General features: G+C 45.5%; 17 protein-coding genes. 5 read left to right on the forward strand and 12 right to left on the reverse strand.

The features are described from left to right. Positions 1-340: 340 nt before the first annotated feature. Positions 341-1,552: an MFS transporter gene (locus L1D15_RS05355; protein ID WP_239874917.1), complete on the reverse strand. Its 1,212-nt coding sequence runs from the start codon at positions 1,550-1,552 to the stop codon at positions 341-343. 90 nt (positions 1,553-1,642) lie between these two features. Here L1D15_RS05355 and L1D15_RS05360 point away from each other — a divergent pair, with 90 nt between their 5' ends. Then, entirely contained in the window at positions 1,643-3,343 is a 1,701-nt protein-coding gene (locus tag L1D15_RS05360) for an ABC transporter substrate-binding protein (RefSeq protein WP_239874918.1), read from the forward strand. A gap of 54 nt (positions 3,344-3,397) precedes the next feature. Here L1D15_RS05360 and L1D15_RS05365 read toward each other — a convergent pair whose 3' ends face one another. Beyond that, positions 3,398-4,273, reverse strand: coding sequence for a LysR family transcriptional regulator (locus L1D15_RS05365; protein ID WP_239874919.1), 876 nt, complete (start codon positions 4,271-4,273; stop codon positions 3,398-3,400). 158 nt (positions 4,274-4,431) lie between these two features. Here L1D15_RS05365 and hisC point away from each other — a divergent pair, with 158 nt between their 5' ends. After that, on the forward strand, positions 4,432-5,550 hold the full coding sequence (gene hisC, locus L1D15_RS05370; RefSeq protein WP_239874920.1) for a histidinol-phosphate transaminase: 1,119 nt from the start codon (positions 4,432-4,434) through the stop codon (positions 5,548-5,550). Further along, positions 5,534-6,307: an ABC transporter substrate-binding protein gene (locus tag L1D15_RS05375; protein ID WP_239874921.1), complete on the forward strand. Its 774-nt coding sequence runs from the start codon at positions 5,534-5,536 to the stop codon at positions 6,305-6,307. Before hisC ends, L1D15_RS05375 begins: the two co-directional genes overlap by 17 nt. A 33-nt stretch (positions 6,308-6,340) precedes the next feature. On the opposite strand, the gene L1D15_RS05380 is transcribed toward L1D15_RS05375, so the two are convergent. The 8 genes from L1D15_RS05380 to L1D15_RS05415 form a co-directional block, all read right to left on the reverse strand. After that, positions 6,341-7,135: a transporter substrate-binding domain-containing protein gene (locus L1D15_RS05380; protein ID WP_239863664.1), complete on the reverse strand. Its 795-nt coding sequence runs from the start codon at positions 7,133-7,135 to the stop codon at positions 6,341-6,343. Between the two features lie 210 nt (positions 7,136-7,345). Then, positions 7,346-7,771 carry a YccF domain-containing protein gene (locus L1D15_RS05385; protein ID WP_239874922.1) on the reverse strand — a complete coding sequence of 142 codons (426 nt, stop codon included), beginning with the start codon at positions 7,769-7,771 and terminating at the stop codon, positions 7,346-7,348. 27 nt (positions 7,772-7,798) lie between these two features. After that, the gene (locus tag L1D15_RS05390; RefSeq protein WP_239874923.1) at positions 7,799-8,092 is read right to left on the reverse strand and encodes an antibiotic biosynthesis monooxygenase; all 294 of its coding nucleotides are present in this window, start codon (positions 8,090-8,092) and stop codon (positions 7,799-7,801) included. A 40-nt stretch (positions 8,093-8,132) separates the two neighbouring features. Further along, positions 8,133-8,861: a sulfite exporter TauE/SafE family protein gene (locus L1D15_RS05395; protein ID WP_239875124.1), complete on the reverse strand. Its 729-nt coding sequence runs from the start codon at positions 8,859-8,861 to the stop codon at positions 8,133-8,135. Between the two features lie 92 nt (positions 8,862-8,953). Beyond that, entirely contained in the window at positions 8,954-10,498 is a 1,545-nt protein-coding gene (locus tag L1D15_RS05400) for a cryptochrome/photolyase family protein (RefSeq protein ID WP_239874924.1), read from the reverse strand. Positions 10,499-10,572: 74 nt separating this feature from the next. Beyond that, a complete protein-coding gene (locus L1D15_RS05405) occupies positions 10,573-11,793 on the reverse strand; it encodes an MFS transporter (RefSeq protein ID WP_239874925.1) in 1,221 nt (406 codons plus the stop codon). Positions 11,794-11,802: 9 nt separating this feature from the next. Beyond that, the gene (locus tag L1D15_RS05410) at positions 11,803-11,988 is read right to left on the reverse strand and encodes a hypothetical protein (RefSeq protein ID WP_239874926.1); all 186 of its coding nucleotides are present in this window, start codon (positions 11,986-11,988) and stop codon (positions 11,803-11,805) included. Between the two features lie 166 nt (positions 11,989-12,154). Continuing rightward, positions 12,155-12,568, reverse strand: a complete 414-nt coding sequence (locus L1D15_RS05415) for a rhodanese-like domain-containing protein (RefSeq protein ID WP_239874927.1) — start codon at positions 12,566-12,568, stop codon at positions 12,155-12,157. A gap of 121 nt (positions 12,569-12,689) precedes the next feature. On the opposite strand from L1D15_RS05415, the gene L1D15_RS05420 reads away from it, so the two are divergent. Next, a complete protein-coding gene (locus tag L1D15_RS05420; protein WP_239874928.1) occupies positions 12,690-13,628 on the forward strand; it encodes a helix-turn-helix domain-containing protein in 939 nt (312 codons plus the stop codon). A gap of 109 nt (positions 13,629-13,737) precedes the next feature. Next, the gene (gene norR / locus L1D15_RS05425) at positions 13,738-15,267 is read left to right on the forward strand and encodes a nitric oxide reductase transcriptional regulator NorR (protein ID WP_239874929.1); all 1,530 of its coding nucleotides are present in this window, start codon (positions 13,738-13,740) and stop codon (positions 15,265-15,267) included. Between the two features lie 261 nt (positions 15,268-15,528). Here the strand turns inward: norR and L1D15_RS05430 are convergent, their stop codons facing one another. Then, positions 15,529-16,011 (reverse strand): hypothetical protein, encoded by a 483-nt coding sequence (locus L1D15_RS05430; protein WP_239874930.1) that lies wholly within the window; start codon positions 16,009-16,011, stop codon positions 15,529-15,531. Beyond that, on the reverse strand, positions 16,008-17,174 hold the full coding sequence (locus tag L1D15_RS05435) for an MFS transporter (RefSeq protein WP_239874931.1): 1,167 nt from the start codon (positions 17,172-17,174) through the stop codon (positions 16,008-16,010). Before L1D15_RS05435 ends, L1D15_RS05430 begins: the two co-directional genes overlap by 4 nt. Positions 17,175-17,199: the final 25 nt, after the last annotated feature.

Genomic DNA, 17,199 nt, shown 5'->3' on the forward strand with positions numbered 1-17,199 from the left:
AACCAAACAAGCGCACAATATAATTAGCATTTATTTTATAAATCATAAAATAAATCAATTAAATTCAACCTAAAATCAAATATTGTTAAATATGTAAATTAAAACCTCACAGTAAAAATAACGGTTATTTGTATAATACAAACAACCTTTATTGACTTAATTATTTAATTCCAATTTAATCAATTAAATTAGCAAATTATTGAATGCATCAAGAAATTAAAATAACAAACAGACATTTATTTAAATAGTAAACTTCTTAAAAATAAGTGAGTAAAATAATATTTATAACCGCGTAATTAGAAGACTGCATTCAAAATATAAAAATCAAAAATATTGATGATCACCTAATAAATCGAACTCGGCTGAATAATAATATTAGCGCGACCAAAAGCTGAAGTGTAAAGCATGAAACGAACACCGCTTGCTCACCAAAGCTAGCAACCATATACCCTGACGCTGCTAAACCAAACGGCATGAGCAACTTAAACAACGAACCCGTAATCCCCGTCAGCCTGCCGAGGCATTGCTCATCGAACGCTTCCTGGCGGTAACTCCAGATGCAGATCGAGCTGTATAAGCCAATGGCAGAGATCCACAAGAAGGCAAAGACCAGACTCCACACTCCGGGAAGCACCAGAGGAATGAGGAAACCAAACGCCTCCAACGCAATTGAGGCAATCAATAACTGGCCTAAACCAAACTTGGTACGTATTTTATCTGCGGTAAATGAACCCAATAAGCCACCCACACCCGAAGCGGCAATCAAGTAGCTCACTTCAACTGAATTCAGACTGAGAGTGGATTTCGCATAGAAAATCGACTGAATCCAGAATATTGCACCTGTAGTGTTAATTACCATCACGGCCAAGGTGATGTACCACATATTGGTTTCAGCACGCAGTATCGCCCACCCTTCCGCCAATGCTTTTAGCACGGGTGGGTGCGGTTTCGGCTCTGGCTTCACTACAGCTAACTTTTCCAGTTGCCAATAAGCCAGCACCAACATTGCCGCGACACCAAGAAAGACATGATGAATAGCCGACAATAGCATCAGCGCACCAGAAAGTACCGGTCCGACCGTTTCCATAAAACTGCTCAACGAACTCATACGTGCAATAGCGGTATTTTGTAGTTCATGAGGGATACCATTTTTCATCATCGCTATACGTGCATTGTGATAGCCGTAATTACACGCCATCATGAAAAACGCCGACGGGAAAAGAACCCAGAGCGGATTATCCAACCATTCCACTGCAAAATAGCAACTCAGTACCATCAGCAACTGACCTAACAACATCATTTGAGACCAGCGTTTTTTGTCGACTCTATCGACCCATACACCAATAAACAGCGCCAGCAATAAGTTAGGTAGGAATTCAACTGCTCGCATCCAGCCCATCATCTGAGATGACTGAGTCAATTCATACACTAACAAAGGCAATGCCAAATTATAAATCTGGGCACTAAACGCCACGAACAATGCACTGGAAAAGAGCACCACAAACGATCTATTTTTCCACACTGAATTTTGAGGGTGAGATAACGTCTCCATCGAATAATCCTTTCTTCCTGATAAGAATCCACTATTATCCGAATAAAAAGATGAAGAAAAATAGAAATAGAAAAAAGGAATTTCACCTTTATGCGTTACTGGAAATCCCTCGCGTTCTGCCGTGATAATCTGCAGCTTGAGCAGTGGCGGCCAATGTCCTTGGATAATTTCAGCCAATCACTGGACTGCACAAGACGCAATGCCCAATTGCTCATTAAGCGATTGATTAAAGAACGCTTCCTGGAGTGGCAGCCGGGGGTAGGCCGAGGTAATTTACCCAATGCAAAGCTATTGAAGTGCCCAAACGAACGATTGGAGCAACAAGCTTTTCGTCTATTAGAAGAAGGAAAAGTCGCGCAGGCTCTATTGCTGGTCAAGGATTCACATCGTGATAATTTTTTGGAAAACTATCTCGCTCAGTTTCAGCCGAAAGATGCGTCAAAACATATACTAAAGATCCCTTTCTACCGCGGCACCCATTGCCTAGATCCCGTCTTTATCACGCGGCGAACAGAAATCCACCTTGCACGCTATCTTTATGCCAATCTGCTTATCATCAATACCGATAATCTCGGCGTACAAGCAGATCTGGCACACTCATGGAAACTGAGCGGCCACACACTTGAAATAACATTACGCAAAGGGCTTAAATTTCAGGACGGCAGTCCTTTGCTGGCTCAGGATATCAAAGCTCACTTTGAGCGATTGATGAGCTCAGACGCTGGTTGCAAAGTTCTGTTCGAATTTATCGATGACATCATCGTAATCGATGACCTATCTATTCACTTTGTCAGCCATTCAATACCGAACCTACTGCCTAAATTGCTGGCACACTCTGCTATGGGCATCACCAAAGCAATCAAAGGTGAAATCGTCGGAACTGGCCCATTCTGCTTAGAAGAGCAATCTGAGTGGCGAACACTGATGACCATTAACCCGCACTATCACGGATTCAGACCTTGGATAGACGGTATTGAGATCTGGAACATTGGTGATAAAGCTAAGAACTTTGACCTTAACAGTCATGTCGTACACGGCAGCCATATACGTGAAGAACACGCATCTGGCTTCCGTGCGCAAAATCAATGGGAGGAAGGTTGTGTCTACGCAACATTCAACCTGAATCGTAATGGATGGATGGCCAAACGAGCTCATCGGGCTGCGCTGCAAGAGGTTTTATCTCATATGGGCGCACCGCAATCACAACAGTGCGAAGAGCTCGCCGGAGCGAGCGGCATGATGTCTTCTCCCGAGTCAATCAGACCATCAGCGTTAGATTTAATTGCAGAGCATATTCGTTCGCTCTCTAAGCCGGAAGCGCCTCTCTCTGTCGTCACCTACCAACTTGCAACCCATATAGAAACCGCTCAGCTAGTTGTCGAATCGCTAGAAAAGTTAGGCATAAATGCCAAACTGACTGTTCATGAATACCCCGTGTTTGACCAACTCAGCACCTTATCTCAAGCGGATGTCATCATTTGTGGCGAAGTGTTCGGTGAAGATACTGAAATGTCTTGGTTAGGATGGCTATTTAACACCAGTGCTCTTACCGCCTGCCTGACCGATAAAGAGCAACATTGGATCAAGCAGAAATGTACTCAAGCAATGGCACAACCCAAGCTAGCTACGAGACTCAAACAGTTTGAAAATATTGAGAAAAGCTTAATCAGTAAAGGAATTTATCAACCACTCTTTCATGTAGAACAGGACCTCAATATCTCAGACACAGTGACAGCGCCCGCGCTGCTCGCTAACGGCTGGATAGACTTCAATCAGGTAGTGATGAAATAGGTGACTCGCTGAAGGTTACGAACCATTTGATAGCGATACAAAACATTAGAAAGTTTAGTTGTGCGCCAACCAGTCAGATAACGCTTTGACCGAGTCATTCGGCTCTTGATTTGCCGAAAGCAAAAAGTAACTATTGCCAGAGCGGATACGCATATCAAACGGGCAGAGCAAGCGGTTTGACTTAATATCCTGCTCCGCCAAGGTCACATCCCCCACGGTCATCCCAAACCCCTGCTGTGCCGCATTCATAGCTTGATCTAAAGTTGCAAATATCTGATTGCCCGTTCCTTTCAATGCCGATTCATTGCTACTGTTGCACCACAAAGCCCAGTCCGATTGCTCTTGATTTGCATGTAACCACATAAAACGATTAACCAAGTTATCTTGTACTGGTTCATCCTCCTCAACACACTGCGACCACAATTGAGGCGAGCAAACGGGCGCTAAAATTTCATCAAACAACAAGGTTTGCGAAACCTGCTTGCTTCGAGCTGGTTTACCATAAACGATCACCATATCGAAACTATCAAAATCAGGGTGCAATTGATGTTTAGTGGTTGAAGTCAACTCGACATTCACATTTGGGTTAGCTTGCTGAAAGTTTGCCAAGCGAGCCAGTAACCAGGTGGTAATACAACTCGGGGCAAGTAATTTGACTCGGTTGGCACTTTCGGACACTTCCCTAACTGAGCGTTGCAAGCGCTTAATGATGTCTTGCGCCAGCGGAAGGAATAGACTCCCTTCAGGCGTCAAAGCAAGTCCTCTAGCGCGTCGATAAAACAGGCTAACTCCCATAAGAGATTCCAGTGATTGGATCTGTCGGCTGACCGCACCCTGTGTCATGTTGAGCGACTCGGCGGCATGGGTGAGATTGAGGTACTCAGCGGTAGCCAAAAATGCCTGCAAATTTTTCGTCGAAGGTAATCTCATTTTTCACCACCCAATAAGCCATGCATTTATTGCATAGCTAGTATGCCTTTATTTCGATTCTCCTCAAACAAAACTTTGACTACCTTTTTATAAAATAAGAAATTCTAGTTATAGATCTAACTTTAACTAGATTAGTTATGCAGCAAAGGAATAGAAACATGATATCGCTGGCAGATAAAATTGCACCCGATAATATAAAAAAATTAATACCTTATCAGTCAGCAAGACGAATTGGTGGTTCTGGTCGACTGTGGCTCAACGCCAATGAGTTAGAACAACCACTTCATTTTAACGAACAGCAAAATGCGTATCACCGCTACCCTGATTTTCTACCTCACGATATCGCCTCCGCCTATCAGGATTACTGCCAAACCCGAAACCCTGCTCTTGCTGTCAGAGGCGCTGATGAAGCCATCGATCTACTTGTGCGTACGTTCTGCCAACCGGGTAAAAGCCGTATTGCTATCTGTAGTCCGACTTATGCAATGTATGAGTTTTGTGCAGATTCACTGGCCGTTGAAACGATCGACGTCCCTTTACTTGCACCAGACTTTGCTCTGGATGTTGAGGGGGTAGTTAAGGCTGCCGAATCGGCGAGTTTAATTTTTCTCTGTTCACCAAACAATCCAACCGGACAATTACTGAAACGACACGATATTTTATCCATTCTTGAGCAGACACAAGAACACGCTCTGATCGTCGTTGACGAAGCATATATTGAGTTTGAGCTTGAAGAAAGCGTTGTCAGCTTAATCGAGCAATACCCTAATCTGGTTGTTATTCGTACTCTCTCTAAAGCCTTTGGCCTTGCAGCCGTGCGCTGTGGTTTCATCATCGCTGATACATCCGTGATGAACTACCTCAATAAAATGCTACCACCTTACCCAATGCCGGATAGCTCAGCAGAAATCGTATTAAACGCACTGAGCTCAGAGGGTTTGGCCCAAGTCAGGGCGAATACCGAGAAGCTAATCGCTACCAAAGAGTGGTTTGTAGAACAGATTCAGTCATTTGAATGGATTGAGAAGGTGTACCCTTCTGCTACCAACTTTATTTTAATCCGTACGCGACCTGATGTTGACCTTTTCAACTATTTGCTTAATGCCGGAGTTGTGACCCGTAATCAAGCCCATGAACCGAGCTTGAAACACTGTGTACGGATCACGATTGGTTCACAAGAATCTATGCAAGAAGTCGCTACCATCATTAGCCACTTCTCAAACCCAGTATCAACGAAAAACAAAGACAAGGATTTCAACCATGAACAAAGTGCTTAGTGTGATTGCCTGTGCAGCCACTCTTCTGTCTACACCCACTTTTGCAAAACAAGTGCGCTTGGCCTCTGATTTCACTTACCCACCGTTTAACTACAAAGATCCAAACGGTAATCCAACAGGGTTCGATATCGAAATTGCCGATGCATTGTGTGCTGAAGCAAAATTAGAATGTACTTGGGTTGCTCAAAGCTGGGACTCACTCATCCCGAGTCTGCTGGCGAGAAAGTCGGATGTGATCATGGCTTCGATGCGCATCACAGAAGAACGTAAAAAGCGGGTGCTATTTACCAACAAGTACTACCAAACACCAGCTCGGTTCGTCACTGCAACGGGCACTAAGATTGATATTTCGGAGAAAGGATTAAAAGACAGAGTTATAGGCGTTCAAGGTGGCACGATTCATGACCGCTATGTGACCGATAAATTCGGCGATGTCGCCGAGATCAAACGCTATACAGGTCAAGATGAAGTCTATATTGATATGGCCACCGGCCGACTTGATCTGACTTTTGGTAACTCTGATCAACTTGCCTTGGCGTTTTTGGATAAAGACATTGGGCAGGGGTTTGAGTTTGTCGGCAAGCCCGTGACCGACAAAGCTTACATCGGTGAAGGGACTGCTCTGGCACTGCGTCAGAAAGACAAACTGTTGGCCGATAAATTCAATAAAGCGATAGCCGCTATCCGTGCCAACGGTACTTACGACAAGATTGCGCAAAAGTACTTCTCTTTTGACATCTACGGCGAAGAGATGTAAATCCATTTGGGCCTGTTATCAGGCCCCTTTTTATCACTTTGATGCCAGCTCCTGATAGCGGAGCATAATCGGGTTCTCAGGCTGGTAGGCCTCAATCAATGAAGACAGCTCTCCCTCAGCCTTCAACTTTTCAAAGCTTTGCCTCAGCGCTTCCACTACTTCAGGTGACGTTTGCTTACCTGTGACCAACCACAACGCTTTACACAATGGTTTTACTTTCATCACTTCAACAAAATTACTCGGATCGAAGCCGTATTGCGCCATTCGGTAAGGATAGCTGACCGTCACTAAAGGGGCGTAGTCAACCCGATTAGCTCGCAACAAACGAATCGCGTCCTTACCGTAGTTCACTGGAATGATCTGCTTAAAGCCCAAAGACCGGATCAACTCTTCAAAAGACCCTTCTGTTTGAGCACCAAAGCGATAATCCTTGAGTGCTTGTAGTTGATCTGTTTTGAGGCTTGGACCATTAATGTGGCGAAAGATACTGACTTCATATGGCGAAACTTCACCAATCCAGTGAAATTTATCTTCTCGTATTGGTGTGCGTGACACAGATACAAGCAAAGCATTCTTACGAGTTTGCGTAATTCGCATTGCCCTTTTCCACGGCGTAAAATGGACCTGATGCAGTGTCATTGGGAGGGTTCGAGCAGCATCTTGTACCACAGCTTCGACAAATTTGATCACGTATCCTTCTGCCACACCATCGACTTCCACTTGTAACGGTGGAAAATCCTGAGTGTAGAGAGCCAACTCCACGGGATGGGGAGCAGCATAACTTGCAGTGGAGACGATCAAGCTTGACGCACTGAGGATAGTTTTCATCTTTGTTATCCAGCGCAGCATTGAGTGTTTATTCTATTATTCAGCAGCAAATCTAGCGCACTACTATAAATGACATTTATATCGGGTCAATGTCATACCAGTGCAATATGTCTGATTAGATTGTCTCTTTTATGGGAGAAGTGAAAGAGTTTCTTACTCGCCATCCAATATTGGGATCAAGAAAGCAGAAAGCCCCATTCGGGGCTTTCTTTATTTAGAATATTTTGCCATTGCAGCTTGCTCTTTAGGTACCACAGTTTTTCCAATTGGCGCCAATGAAATATACGCCAGTTTGAGGTGCTGAATCGCAAATGGGATACCAATGATGGTCACAAAACACGCCACCGCTGACATGATGTGGCCTATCGCTAACCAGATACCTGCAAACACAAACCAAATGACGTTGCCGACCAAACCGAGCGGGCTGGTTCCAATGTCCATTTCATTAGTCAGTTCATCTCGAGCAATCGCCTCTTGACCAAACGGGAAGAAAGAAAAATTCCCCATCACAAAACACGCCCGCCCCCACGGAATACCCACGATACTAATGAAAGCCAGCAGGCCGAAGAACCACCACATCAGGCCCATGACAATGCCACCAAGCAAAAACCAAATTATATTGCCTATCGTTCTCATAACCTTATTTTCTCCTTTTAGAAAATCTTAGCCGAACACACTCTCATAATGTTCTACGGTCGGAAATGGATCATAAAAGTGATGTAACAGCGCTTTCCATTCCTGATACTCGGCAGATTGTCTGAATCCGACTTCATGGTCTTCCAAGGTTTGCCAATTCACTAACAAAATATAGCGCCTCGGGTTTTCTATGCAACGTTGCAATTGATGAGAAACATAGCCTTGCATGCTGAAAATAATGGCCTGAGCTTTCGAAAAGTTTTGTTCAAAATCTTTCTCCATATCCGGCTTCACATCCAGAATTGCGACTTCTAGTATCATGGTTTTTCCTTAACCTAAGATGAACATCAATAAAAATGGCTTATACCAAACCTTGCCAAACTGCTGTCGCACCACTGACGGTACACAGCATCAATGCTCCAAGACGAATCTTCTCTTTGGGTAGAGATTGAGTCGTTGCTAAAGCGAGTTTATAACCCAACCACGCAGCGGGCAGTAACGGAATACTGATCCACAAGTGGTGCATCGTCAAAAAACCCGCTGGCATTTGGATAATCAATGAAATGATTGAGCTGAAGACAAAAAAGGCCGACAAATTGCCTCTTAATTGATTTGCCTCCTGATGTTGTAACAGTAAAGCCATTGGCGGTCCACCAATCGCTGAGCTGGTGCCAAAAAAGCCAGAGAAGAACCCCGCAATACCCATACGGATTGGGGTCGGTTCGATACGAAAAGGAAGAAGGCTCACCGTAACTGCCAGCAGTACCAACAGACCAAGCCATAATGCCAGCAGATCGGTAGACACCATCACCAGCAACACACCACCCGCTATAGAGCCCGGTACACGACCAATTAAGGCCATCTTAAGCCCACCGATCTCGACATTAGCTCTATGTTTCAACGCGTTAAGAATAGAAATGTAAAGGGCGACTAAACAGATAGGCGCGGGAACATAATCAGGCGAAACAAGGAACAGCAGTGGTGCGGCAACAATCGCTAAGCCAAAACCTATCGCTGTCTGTACGAATGAGCCAAGGAAGATCAGAAAGGCAGCAGTCAATGCCTCTGCCGTTATCCATTCAGCAAACATATTGATAAAAACCATTGTAATCAAAGGCCTTCATCATAATCTAATTTACGCTCTAGCACGTTTTTATTTTTCACAACACGCTGGCGATAGGGCTACAAAGTTTCAATATGCTCTAAATAATGCTCTGCTTTTTGCAAAATCTCACTTTGTGCCTGTTCCTCCAGATTGTCCCAAGAGCGATAAATAACGCCAATACGTGGATTCTGCGTAAGCATTTCTCTGTGTTTGTGCATGAAACGCCAATACAAGCTATTCAACGGACATGCATTATCCTGCGTTTTTTCGCTATGGTTATAATGGCAACCTTTGCAGTAATCACTCATTCGATTGATATACGCGCCACTTGCAGCATAAGGTTTAGTTCCTACAATGCCACCATCCGCGAACAGAGCCATACCTCGGGTATTAGGCATTTCTACCCATTCAATCGCATCCACGTAGATACCGAGATACCACTCATCAACCTGGGCTGGGTCAATCTCCGTTAACAAACAGAAGTTTCCCGTCACCATAAGCCTTTGAATATGGTGTGCGTAGGCAAAATCCAACGATTGCCCGATAGCTTCCTTCATACATGCCATTTTTGTTTCCCCAGACCAAAAATACTTCGGCAAGTGGCGCTTAGCGTCGAAATGGTTGTGCTCAGCATAGACTGGCATATTGGCCCAGTAGACACCTCGAATATATTCCCTCCAACCAAGTATTTGACGTATAAAACCTTCTGCCTGAGAAATATCAATGTCTGGGTTTGACTCATACGCTGACAGCGCACTATCAATCACTTCAAGAGGGTGAAGCATTTTGCTGTTTAAGGCGAAGGACAATCGACTATGGTAAAGCGACCATTTTGATTCATGCACCTGCGTCATTGCATCTTGAAACCGACCAAAGTTAGGTAGGCATACGGAGCAAAAGTGGGCAAGAAGCGTCAGACTTTGATTGCGGTTAATCGGCCATAACAACGGCCCTTCAAGTTGCCCTATGGTGCTGATATTGTGCCGCTCAAGCGACGCTCTAATCTCGGTGACATCATTACCAAACAACAGAGGGGTCGGCAAACGTTTTATATCCGCTGTTTTGAGTTTGTTGCGATTGTTCGCATCGTAATTCCACTTTCCACCTTTAGGTTTTCCATCATCCATTAAGATACTGAAATTTTTCCGCATTTTACGATAGAAGTGCTCCATCATAATGTGCTTTCCTTGAGGAAAGTGCTGCTCAATCTGCTCAAAGGGAAGAAGGAAGTGTTCACTCTCTGTACGTTGAATACGGCAGCCTTGTATCTCTATTTCATTAAGGAGCGTTGCTAAACGAAACTCATCTGGTCTTTGATACTCGAACACTGCTGCACCAGACTCTTTGACATAGTGATGAACAAGTTGAGAGACATCAGAGAATTCCAAAGTTTGGTCCAGATTGAGATGCAACACTTGGTGTCCGTCTTGCTGAAGCTCACGCGCAAACGCTCTCATTGCAGCAAAAAATGCACACACCTTTTGCACGTGATGCCTAACATAAGTAGCTTCTGGGTGAAGTTCTGCAATCAAATACAACACTGACTGGTCAACATCTTGAAACCAAGAGTGACGTGCATTGAGCTGATCACCAAGAATGAGACGGATAGTATTAAAGGTCATTTTACTTACCTCCTGATTTTTCTCTTCTCAGTGTATACGTGAAAAAACAGGAACTAAGACATACGTCGGATAAATTATTGCGCTATTGCAAACTGTCGAACAGGCTTGTCGTTAATTGGCAGGTGAATAATCGCCGCAGCAAACGCGAGAACAACCGTCGACCACCAAATGGGCTCATAAGAACCGTAGTAATCGTAAATACGGCCACCAGCCCAAGCCCCTAAGAAGCTGCCGACCTGATGAGTGAAAAATACCAGCCCGTAAAGAGTCGATAGATACTTAGCGCCGAAGATCTGCCTCACTAAGCCAGATGTCAACGGCACCGTACCTAGCCAACAAAAGCCAATGGCCGCACCAAATATCGCCGCTGTGTGCTCTGTGACTGGCAACGTCACAAATGCGCCAATCACTATGGTACGCATCAGATACAGCGCAGACATCACATGGCGTTTGCTGAATTTATCGCCCATCACTCCCCAAAAGTAAGAGCCGAAGATATTGAAAACCCCGACGTAGGCGAGTGCCATCGCAGCCGTTGAGGCTGGTAACTGTTTGTCTGCTAAATAGCTAGGTAGGTGTGTCGCGATGAACATCACGTGGAAGCCACAAACGAAGAAACCAAGATGGATCAGCCAATAGCCTCTATGAGAAAACGCTTCTTTTAAAGCCTGCTTAAGCGTCAAACTATCTTCCTTTATCTCACTAGTAGAGTGTCCTTGGTTAGCCGCTGTTTTCGGCGCTCGCATAAACAATGCAAACGCGATCATTGTTGAGCAAAGCATAGCAAAGCCCTGAAGAGCCCCTTGCCAACCCAAATCACTCAGCAGCACCTGTGCTCCGGGAATCATAGCAAACATACCAAAAGAGCCTGCCGCAGTGGTCAAGCCAAATGCTTTTGCTGCGTGCTCCGCTGGGACAACTTTAGCAACGGCGCCAAGAACAATGACATAGCTAGTTGCGCTCAGGCCTAAACCAACGAAAACACCAAGTGTCCAATAAAGTGTTGAAGGCTCGACAGCGATGGAGGTCAAATACAAGCCGACGCCATACGCGATAGCACCTGCAATGATGATGCGTTTTGCGCCGAATCGGTCAGCAGCCATACCGACAAACGGCTGAAAGACACCAAACAGCAAATTTTGCAGCGCAATAGCAAAGCTGAAAAATTCACGTCCTGTTTGAAAGTAATCGGAAACCGGCATCATGAAGATGCCAAATGATTGCCTGATACCCAGGCAGATAACCAAAATTGCGATACCTAACCAGACCATTGCTGGAAATCGGAAAATGCTCATGAACTTACCCTAATGATGGTGATGATGATGAGAATGGTCACCGGACATATCATGACTTTGCTGGTGGCAACCGCTATTGATCGCCTGCTCTGCTAACAGTTCCATCAGACGTGGTGACTGATGGACGACCAACAGAGTTAGGCAAAGCAATACCGTCATTCTCACTAGCTGAGCAAAAAGTGATTGAGAAAACATGATTCATAGTCTCAGCAAGAAAATAAAGAGCGCGAAGTGTATTGAGCCTCTCGATGTGACTCAAATGACATTTTCACAATGACTCTATGCGCTATACTCATAGGGTTATTGTCGATGCATCAATAAACCGTTGCACGCCAAGCCCACACAGAATCAACTCTAGCCACTAAGCGCATGTTTCAACCTCCTGTTTGAACAGCTCAAACCCTTCATCAAGCCAGCCTGTGACTCCACCAATCATTTTTTTCACAGGTCTACCAAGTTTTGCCAAACGAATAGCCGCCTTCTCGGTACCATTACAGTGTGGCCCAGCACAATACACCACAAACTGTGTGTCTGTGGGAAAGGCACTCAGGCTCTTTTCATTCAACCTCGGGTGAGGAATGTTAATCGCTCCCTTCACGTGGCCTTGCGCAAACAGCTCATCTCCTCTGACATCGAGCAACACAAAATCCATACGATCATTGCTGATGGCATGGTGCACATCCCAACAGTCTGTTTCAAATTCCAATAGCCGACTGAAATGTGCCAGCGCACGCTCACTACTGGCGGCTGGAACTCTAGTTACTGCACTTGTCATAACGTCTCCTTGTTTGTCTTTTGAATCATTATTGCGTTCAAATGAGCAACTCAACACTGGCCTAAAAGTCAATATTCGATAATAATCAGCCAAAGACTATCGCTCACTAACGAGTTTCCAGATGATCAAAGTTGCTATTCTTGCCCACTCTCACATCACCTTGTTTGAAATGTCCTGCGCTGCGGAACTGTTTGCCTTGCCTCGACCAGAGTTCGATCCTTGGTATGACTGCGAGATCATTAATATGGAGAATAAAGATTTTGAAAGCACAGGCGGTGTTACTCTCAGGACGAAATTCGTAGATAGTTTAAAGAGTTACCACACATTGATCATTCCCGGCTGGCCGACCGGAGACTACGAGATTCCTCCCCTGATTCAGCGCGAAATTCGTCAGTTTGTCGCTGATGGTAAACGCGTTTTGTCGCTCTGTTCAGGCTCTTTTTTGCTGGGTAAACTCGGACTGCTTAAAGGGCGTAAAGCCACCACACACTGGATGTATGAAAACGCATTTCGTGAGCAGTTCCCTGATGTCGAATACCAGAAAGATGTACTTTACGTATTGGACGGGCAGATTGGGTGTTCAGCCGGAAGTGCATCTGCCCTCGACCTTGGTCTGGCGATAATCCGTCACGATTACGGCTATCAGATTGCCAATCAGGTCGCGAAAAGGCTGGTCATATCTTCCCACCGAACAGGCGGACAAGCGCAGTTTGTTGAAACACCCATGCTCAAAGTTCCGAGCACATTTTCACAAGCTATCGCCTGGGCGTCTGCGAATCTGGATAAAGCCATCACTGTCGAAGACTGGGCTCAACAAGCCAGCATGTCTCGACGTACTTTTGATCGTAAATTTCGCGCCAGTTTCAGCCTTTCCCCTAAAAAATGGCTAATCCAACAGCGCATCGAGAGAGCAAAAGGCTTGCTGGAAACCGAGTCCCTACCAATCGAACAATTGGCTAACCAAGCAGGGTTTGAAAACGCCGTCACCATGCGCCATCATTTTCGCCGCTTGGTGGGCGTTTCGCCACAGAAATACAGAGCGCAGTTTGGTCAAAACTGAGAGAGAAATTGACCTTAATCAAACGTATGGCGTTTCTATCCTTTGTGACGATGTGAAAACGACAACGCGCTGATAGCATGGCTGACGTCGTTCACTACCAAAGTCAGCTATGGATGCAAAAATGAATCAGGTGCTATTGGAAATAGCCCTCAACCTGAGCTCTAACCTCAACAGCGAAGCCCAGTATCAGCATTTGATTGATGGTATTGATCGGGTATTTCCATGCGATGCCAGCGCGCTATTCATTTTGGATCAGGATGGATTTCTCACCCCCGTTGCGGTGAAAGGCTTGTCCACCAGCGTCCTCGGTCGACGGTTCTTTCCTCAAGCGCACCCGAGGCTGGAAGCGATCATGGCAAGCAAGCAACCGGTTCGGTTTAGCGCCGATTGTGAGCTACCAGACCCCTTTAGTGGTGTACTACTTAGCGAAGAAGCCGAGTTAGACGTGCATGACTGCCTCGGTTGCAGCTTATACGTGGATGGACAACTGGTCGGCATACTGACTCTGGATTCGCTCAACATCGGCGCGTTTGATGCCATAGAGCCAATGACTATTGAGACATTCGCAGCACTGGCGGCTGCCACGTTACGCAATATTGGCCAAATTAAAGCGCTCAAAGCCCAAAATCGCAAACAGCGCTCTGTCACTCAAACCCTGATTCAGCAAGCCCGCTCAAAACAGGGTGAGATGATCGGTCTTAGCCCTCAAATTCAACAGCTTAGAACCAATATTGCCACCGTCGCTCAATCAGATTATGCCGTTCTAATCACAGGTGAAACGGGTGTAGGGAAAGAGTTAGTGGCTCACAGTGTCCATGCGCAATCAAGCCGCCGAGACAAACCAATGATTTACGTCAACTGCGCCGCTTTACCCGAAGGCTTGGCAGAAAGTGAGCTATTCGGCCATGTCAAAGGGGCATTCACCGGTGCCAACAGCTCACGAGCAGGTAAATTCGAGCTGGCCGATGGTGGTACCATTTTTCTTGATGAATTGGGAGAGCTACCTTTAGTTCTGCAAGCAAAACTGCTGCGTGTGATTCAGCAAGGTGAGCTGCAGCGTGTCGGTAGTGACAAGCATTTACTGGTCAATGTAAGAATTATTGCTGCGACGAACCGTTTACTTGAAAATGCAGTCGAGCAAGGGCAATTTCGCGCCGACTTATTCCACCGTCTAAATGTGTTCCCGATTTCCGTTCCAGCGCTACGTAAGCGCGAGGGTGATATTCCTGTTCTTGCAGGCTATCTTCTGGAAAAAGTCCGTAGCCAGTTCAACATCCCTAACTTGCATTTACACCCCAAAGCCTTGGTGCTTTTGGAAAAACAGAACTGGCCCGGTAATGTACGAGAACTGGAACATACACTAACCCGCGCAGCGTTAAGAGCCATTCAGGAGCAACAGCAGATTATTCACCTCAATCACTTTGACGGCGGCTTTGAGAATACGGATGTAAAAAGCACATCACACTACCTGCCGCAAAGTAGCCAAGGAATGAGAGATCTCGTCGAATCTTACCAGAAAGACCTCATTGTTCACGCACTGAAAAAATCGAACCGTACTTGGTCTAAGGCGGCGGAGTTTCTACAAATGGATCGCGGCAATTTATACCGAATGGGGAAAAAGCTAGGCGTTGAAGCCTAAGTTCAATAACACTTAGGTAGGCCCGCAGGCCTACCTGATCTCTCACAATCGTCTAACAAGACTAAGCCAAAGAAAGTGTCGCCTTCGAACAGCCCCTTTTCTGGTGTGCTTGCCTTAGCTTTTCCTTTAGATAAATAATGAGTTCATCAACAGCTACCTGAATAATTGTCCCGTCCTCACGACATTTTATCGCTAGGCTGTTTTCGGCTCGCTCTTTGTCTCTCGCTGCATTTACATATTCCAACCTATGTTGTTGAAACTTCAATCTTCCAACGATTGGGTTGTATTGATCATTTTGAGTGCCTGATGATAGAACACTTCGATCAAAACCAGTGTCGAGTTATGCTCTTGCCATGTAAACCTTGAGATACGACCTTGGTTTTGAATGAGTCCACACTGCTTCGAACGTTCGATTGTAGGAAGTGAACACTCAATAAATTGATAAGGGCTACGCTTGACTGATTGGTAGGAGAAAAGCAGTTGCTCACCCAATGATTGACCTTCTAAGCAGCAATACGCTGCAACTGTCTTTTCATGCTTAGAAAACAAAGTTGATTTAGCCCAAACCAAAGGCAAAGCACCATCACAAAGTATTACTTCCCGTGTGTAAATCGGGCTTTGGCCGACCACACGTATCGGTTGAATCTGGAAATCTTCACTCGCAGAACGCAAAGCCTGTGTCAGTGAACCCAAGCCTTTCATTGCTTGAGGGACTGCTGTTGAGTCAATCACGCGGAAATTCATGCCACTTCCTCCACAACCTTGTCTCTGAGGTCAGGGACGAACTTGAAGCACAATAGGCTTACCACACCAATTAAACTACTCAGCAATAGGAAAAAACGCTCTGTACCAAGCAGGTTTTGCAAATCGAGCACGAAGGCGCTCAACGCCTGCCCCAGAAAATAGAACATCACAAAACCGCTCAGCACGGATGTTCTCAGCGCTGGTATGCTCGTCTGAATAACCAGGTGAGTGAGCACTGGCAGCAATAATCCAAACCCAATACCTGTGCTGACTAATACTATGTATGCGCGCCAATCACAATGTGTTTGCGACAGTGCTAGAAATGCAGTGGTGAAACACATAAAGCAAAGCGCTATGATAAGCTTCTCACCATAGTTGATGACGCCATGTCTAAAGAAATACGCTACGAAGGCTGACAACAAACTCATCGCCCCCATCGCCAACCCCGTTTCAGAGCTGTTGAAACTTTGAGACGTTTTCAATAGATAAGGTAAGCCAAGCAATACTAGGTAGTATGACAACATACCCACACACCCAAGTAGATAAAACGGCAAGACAGGCCTAAAGCCCAACCAGCCTAGTTTAGGCCGAAATTGAGTACGCACTTTTTTACTTGGGGGAATTCCTTTTAAAGACAGTGCGAGTGTCAGCAATGCAATCAGATAAATAGTAAAAGGCAGTCGCCAATGCAAAGAGGCTAACCAACCGCTGGCAACGACAAAAGCAATCCCTCCAAGGTTGACCGCAATGGCCTGTTGAGAGATGAAATGCATTCTTTCCTGACCTGAAAAGTAGTCGCTAATCAACTGGTTGATCACCGTCATGCAGATAACGATACTTGCCCCGAAAATGACTCTTCCAACAAGCAGCGCTGCTAATGAATCCAGCCACAAGCCACTACTACCCGCGACTCCATAAAATCCAAGCCCTAACATTAAGCTTTTCTTCTCCCCCAAGTGATCAATCATACGACTCACAAATGGCGCAAAGCCAATGACCGCAATGGCGGGAAGCGTCATTAACAGTGAAACGCCGAATGGGTCAACAAACACATGGTTTATTTCAGTCAAAGACGGCGCAATCGAGGCATTGGCCATGACGAGTAAACTGCTACCAAGTAGTAAACAGGCTCGGGTTAAGTTAGGAACTGATGAGGTTTTCATTATTGGCCTTAAGTAGGGCTGACAT

Origin of the sequence: Vibrio sp. Isolate25 (genome assembly GCF_022398025.1) — a bacterium.
GTDB classification, from domain to species: domain Bacteria; phylum Pseudomonadota; class Gammaproteobacteria; order Enterobacterales; family Vibrionaceae; genus Vibrio; species Vibrio coralliilyticus_A.

Excerpts from the sequence above, each read along its gene's own strand:
- L1D15_RS05355 (WP_239874917.1), bottom strand. The coding sequence starts at position 1,552 with ATGGAGACGTTATCTCACCCTCAAAATTCAGTGTGGAAAAATAGATCG.
- L1D15_RS05360 (WP_239874918.1), top strand. The coding sequence starts at position 1,643 with ATGCGTTACTGGAAATCCCTCGCGTTCTGCCGTGATAATCTGCAGCTT.
- L1D15_RS05365 (WP_239874919.1), bottom strand. The coding sequence starts at position 4,273 with ATGAGATTACCTTCGACGAAAAATTTGCAGGCATTTTTGGCTACCGCT.
- hisC (WP_239874920.1), top strand. The coding sequence starts at position 4,432 with ATGATATCGCTGGCAGATAAAATTGCACCCGATAATATAAAAAAATTA.
- L1D15_RS05375 (WP_239874921.1), top strand. The coding sequence starts at position 5,534 with ATGAACAAAGTGCTTAGTGTGATTGCCTGTGCAGCCACTCTTCTGTCT.
- L1D15_RS05380 (WP_239863664.1), bottom strand. The coding sequence starts at position 7,135 with ATGAAAACTATCCTCAGTGCGTCAAGCTTGATCGTCTCCACTGCAAGT.
- L1D15_RS05385 (WP_239874922.1), bottom strand. The coding sequence starts at position 7,771 with ATGAGAACGATAGGCAATATAATTTGGTTTTTGCTTGGTGGCATTGTC.
- L1D15_RS05390 (WP_239874923.1), bottom strand. The coding sequence starts at position 8,092 with ATGATACTAGAAGTCGCAATTCTGGATGTGAAGCCGGATATGGAGAAA.
- L1D15_RS05395 (WP_239875124.1), bottom strand. The coding sequence starts at position 8,861 with ATGTTTGCTGAATGGATAACGGCAGAGGCATTGACTGCTGCCTTTCTG.
- L1D15_RS05400 (WP_239874924.1), bottom strand. The coding sequence starts at position 10,498 with ATGACCTTTAATACTATCCGTCTCATTCTTGGTGATCAGCTCAATGCA.
- L1D15_RS05405 (WP_239874925.1), bottom strand. The coding sequence starts at position 11,793 with ATGAGCATTTTCCGATTTCCAGCAATGGTCTGGTTAGGTATCGCAATT.
- L1D15_RS05410 (WP_239874926.1), bottom strand. The coding sequence starts at position 11,988 with ATGTTTTCTCAATCACTTTTTGCTCAGCTAGTGAGAATGACGGTATTG.
- L1D15_RS05415 (WP_239874927.1), bottom strand. The coding sequence starts at position 12,568 with ATGACAAGTGCAGTAACTAGAGTTCCAGCCGCCAGTAGTGAGCGTGCG.
- L1D15_RS05420 (WP_239874928.1), top strand. The coding sequence starts at position 12,690 with ATGATCAAAGTTGCTATTCTTGCCCACTCTCACATCACCTTGTTTGAA.
- norR (WP_239874929.1), top strand. The coding sequence starts at position 13,738 with ATGGATGCAAAAATGAATCAGGTGCTATTGGAAATAGCCCTCAACCTG.
- L1D15_RS05430 (WP_239874930.1), bottom strand. The coding sequence starts at position 16,011 with ATGAATTTCCGCGTGATTGACTCAACAGCAGTCCCTCAAGCAATGAAA.
- L1D15_RS05435 (WP_239874931.1), bottom strand. The coding sequence starts at position 17,174 with ATGAAAACCTCATCAGTTCCTAACTTAACCCGAGCCTGTTTACTACTT.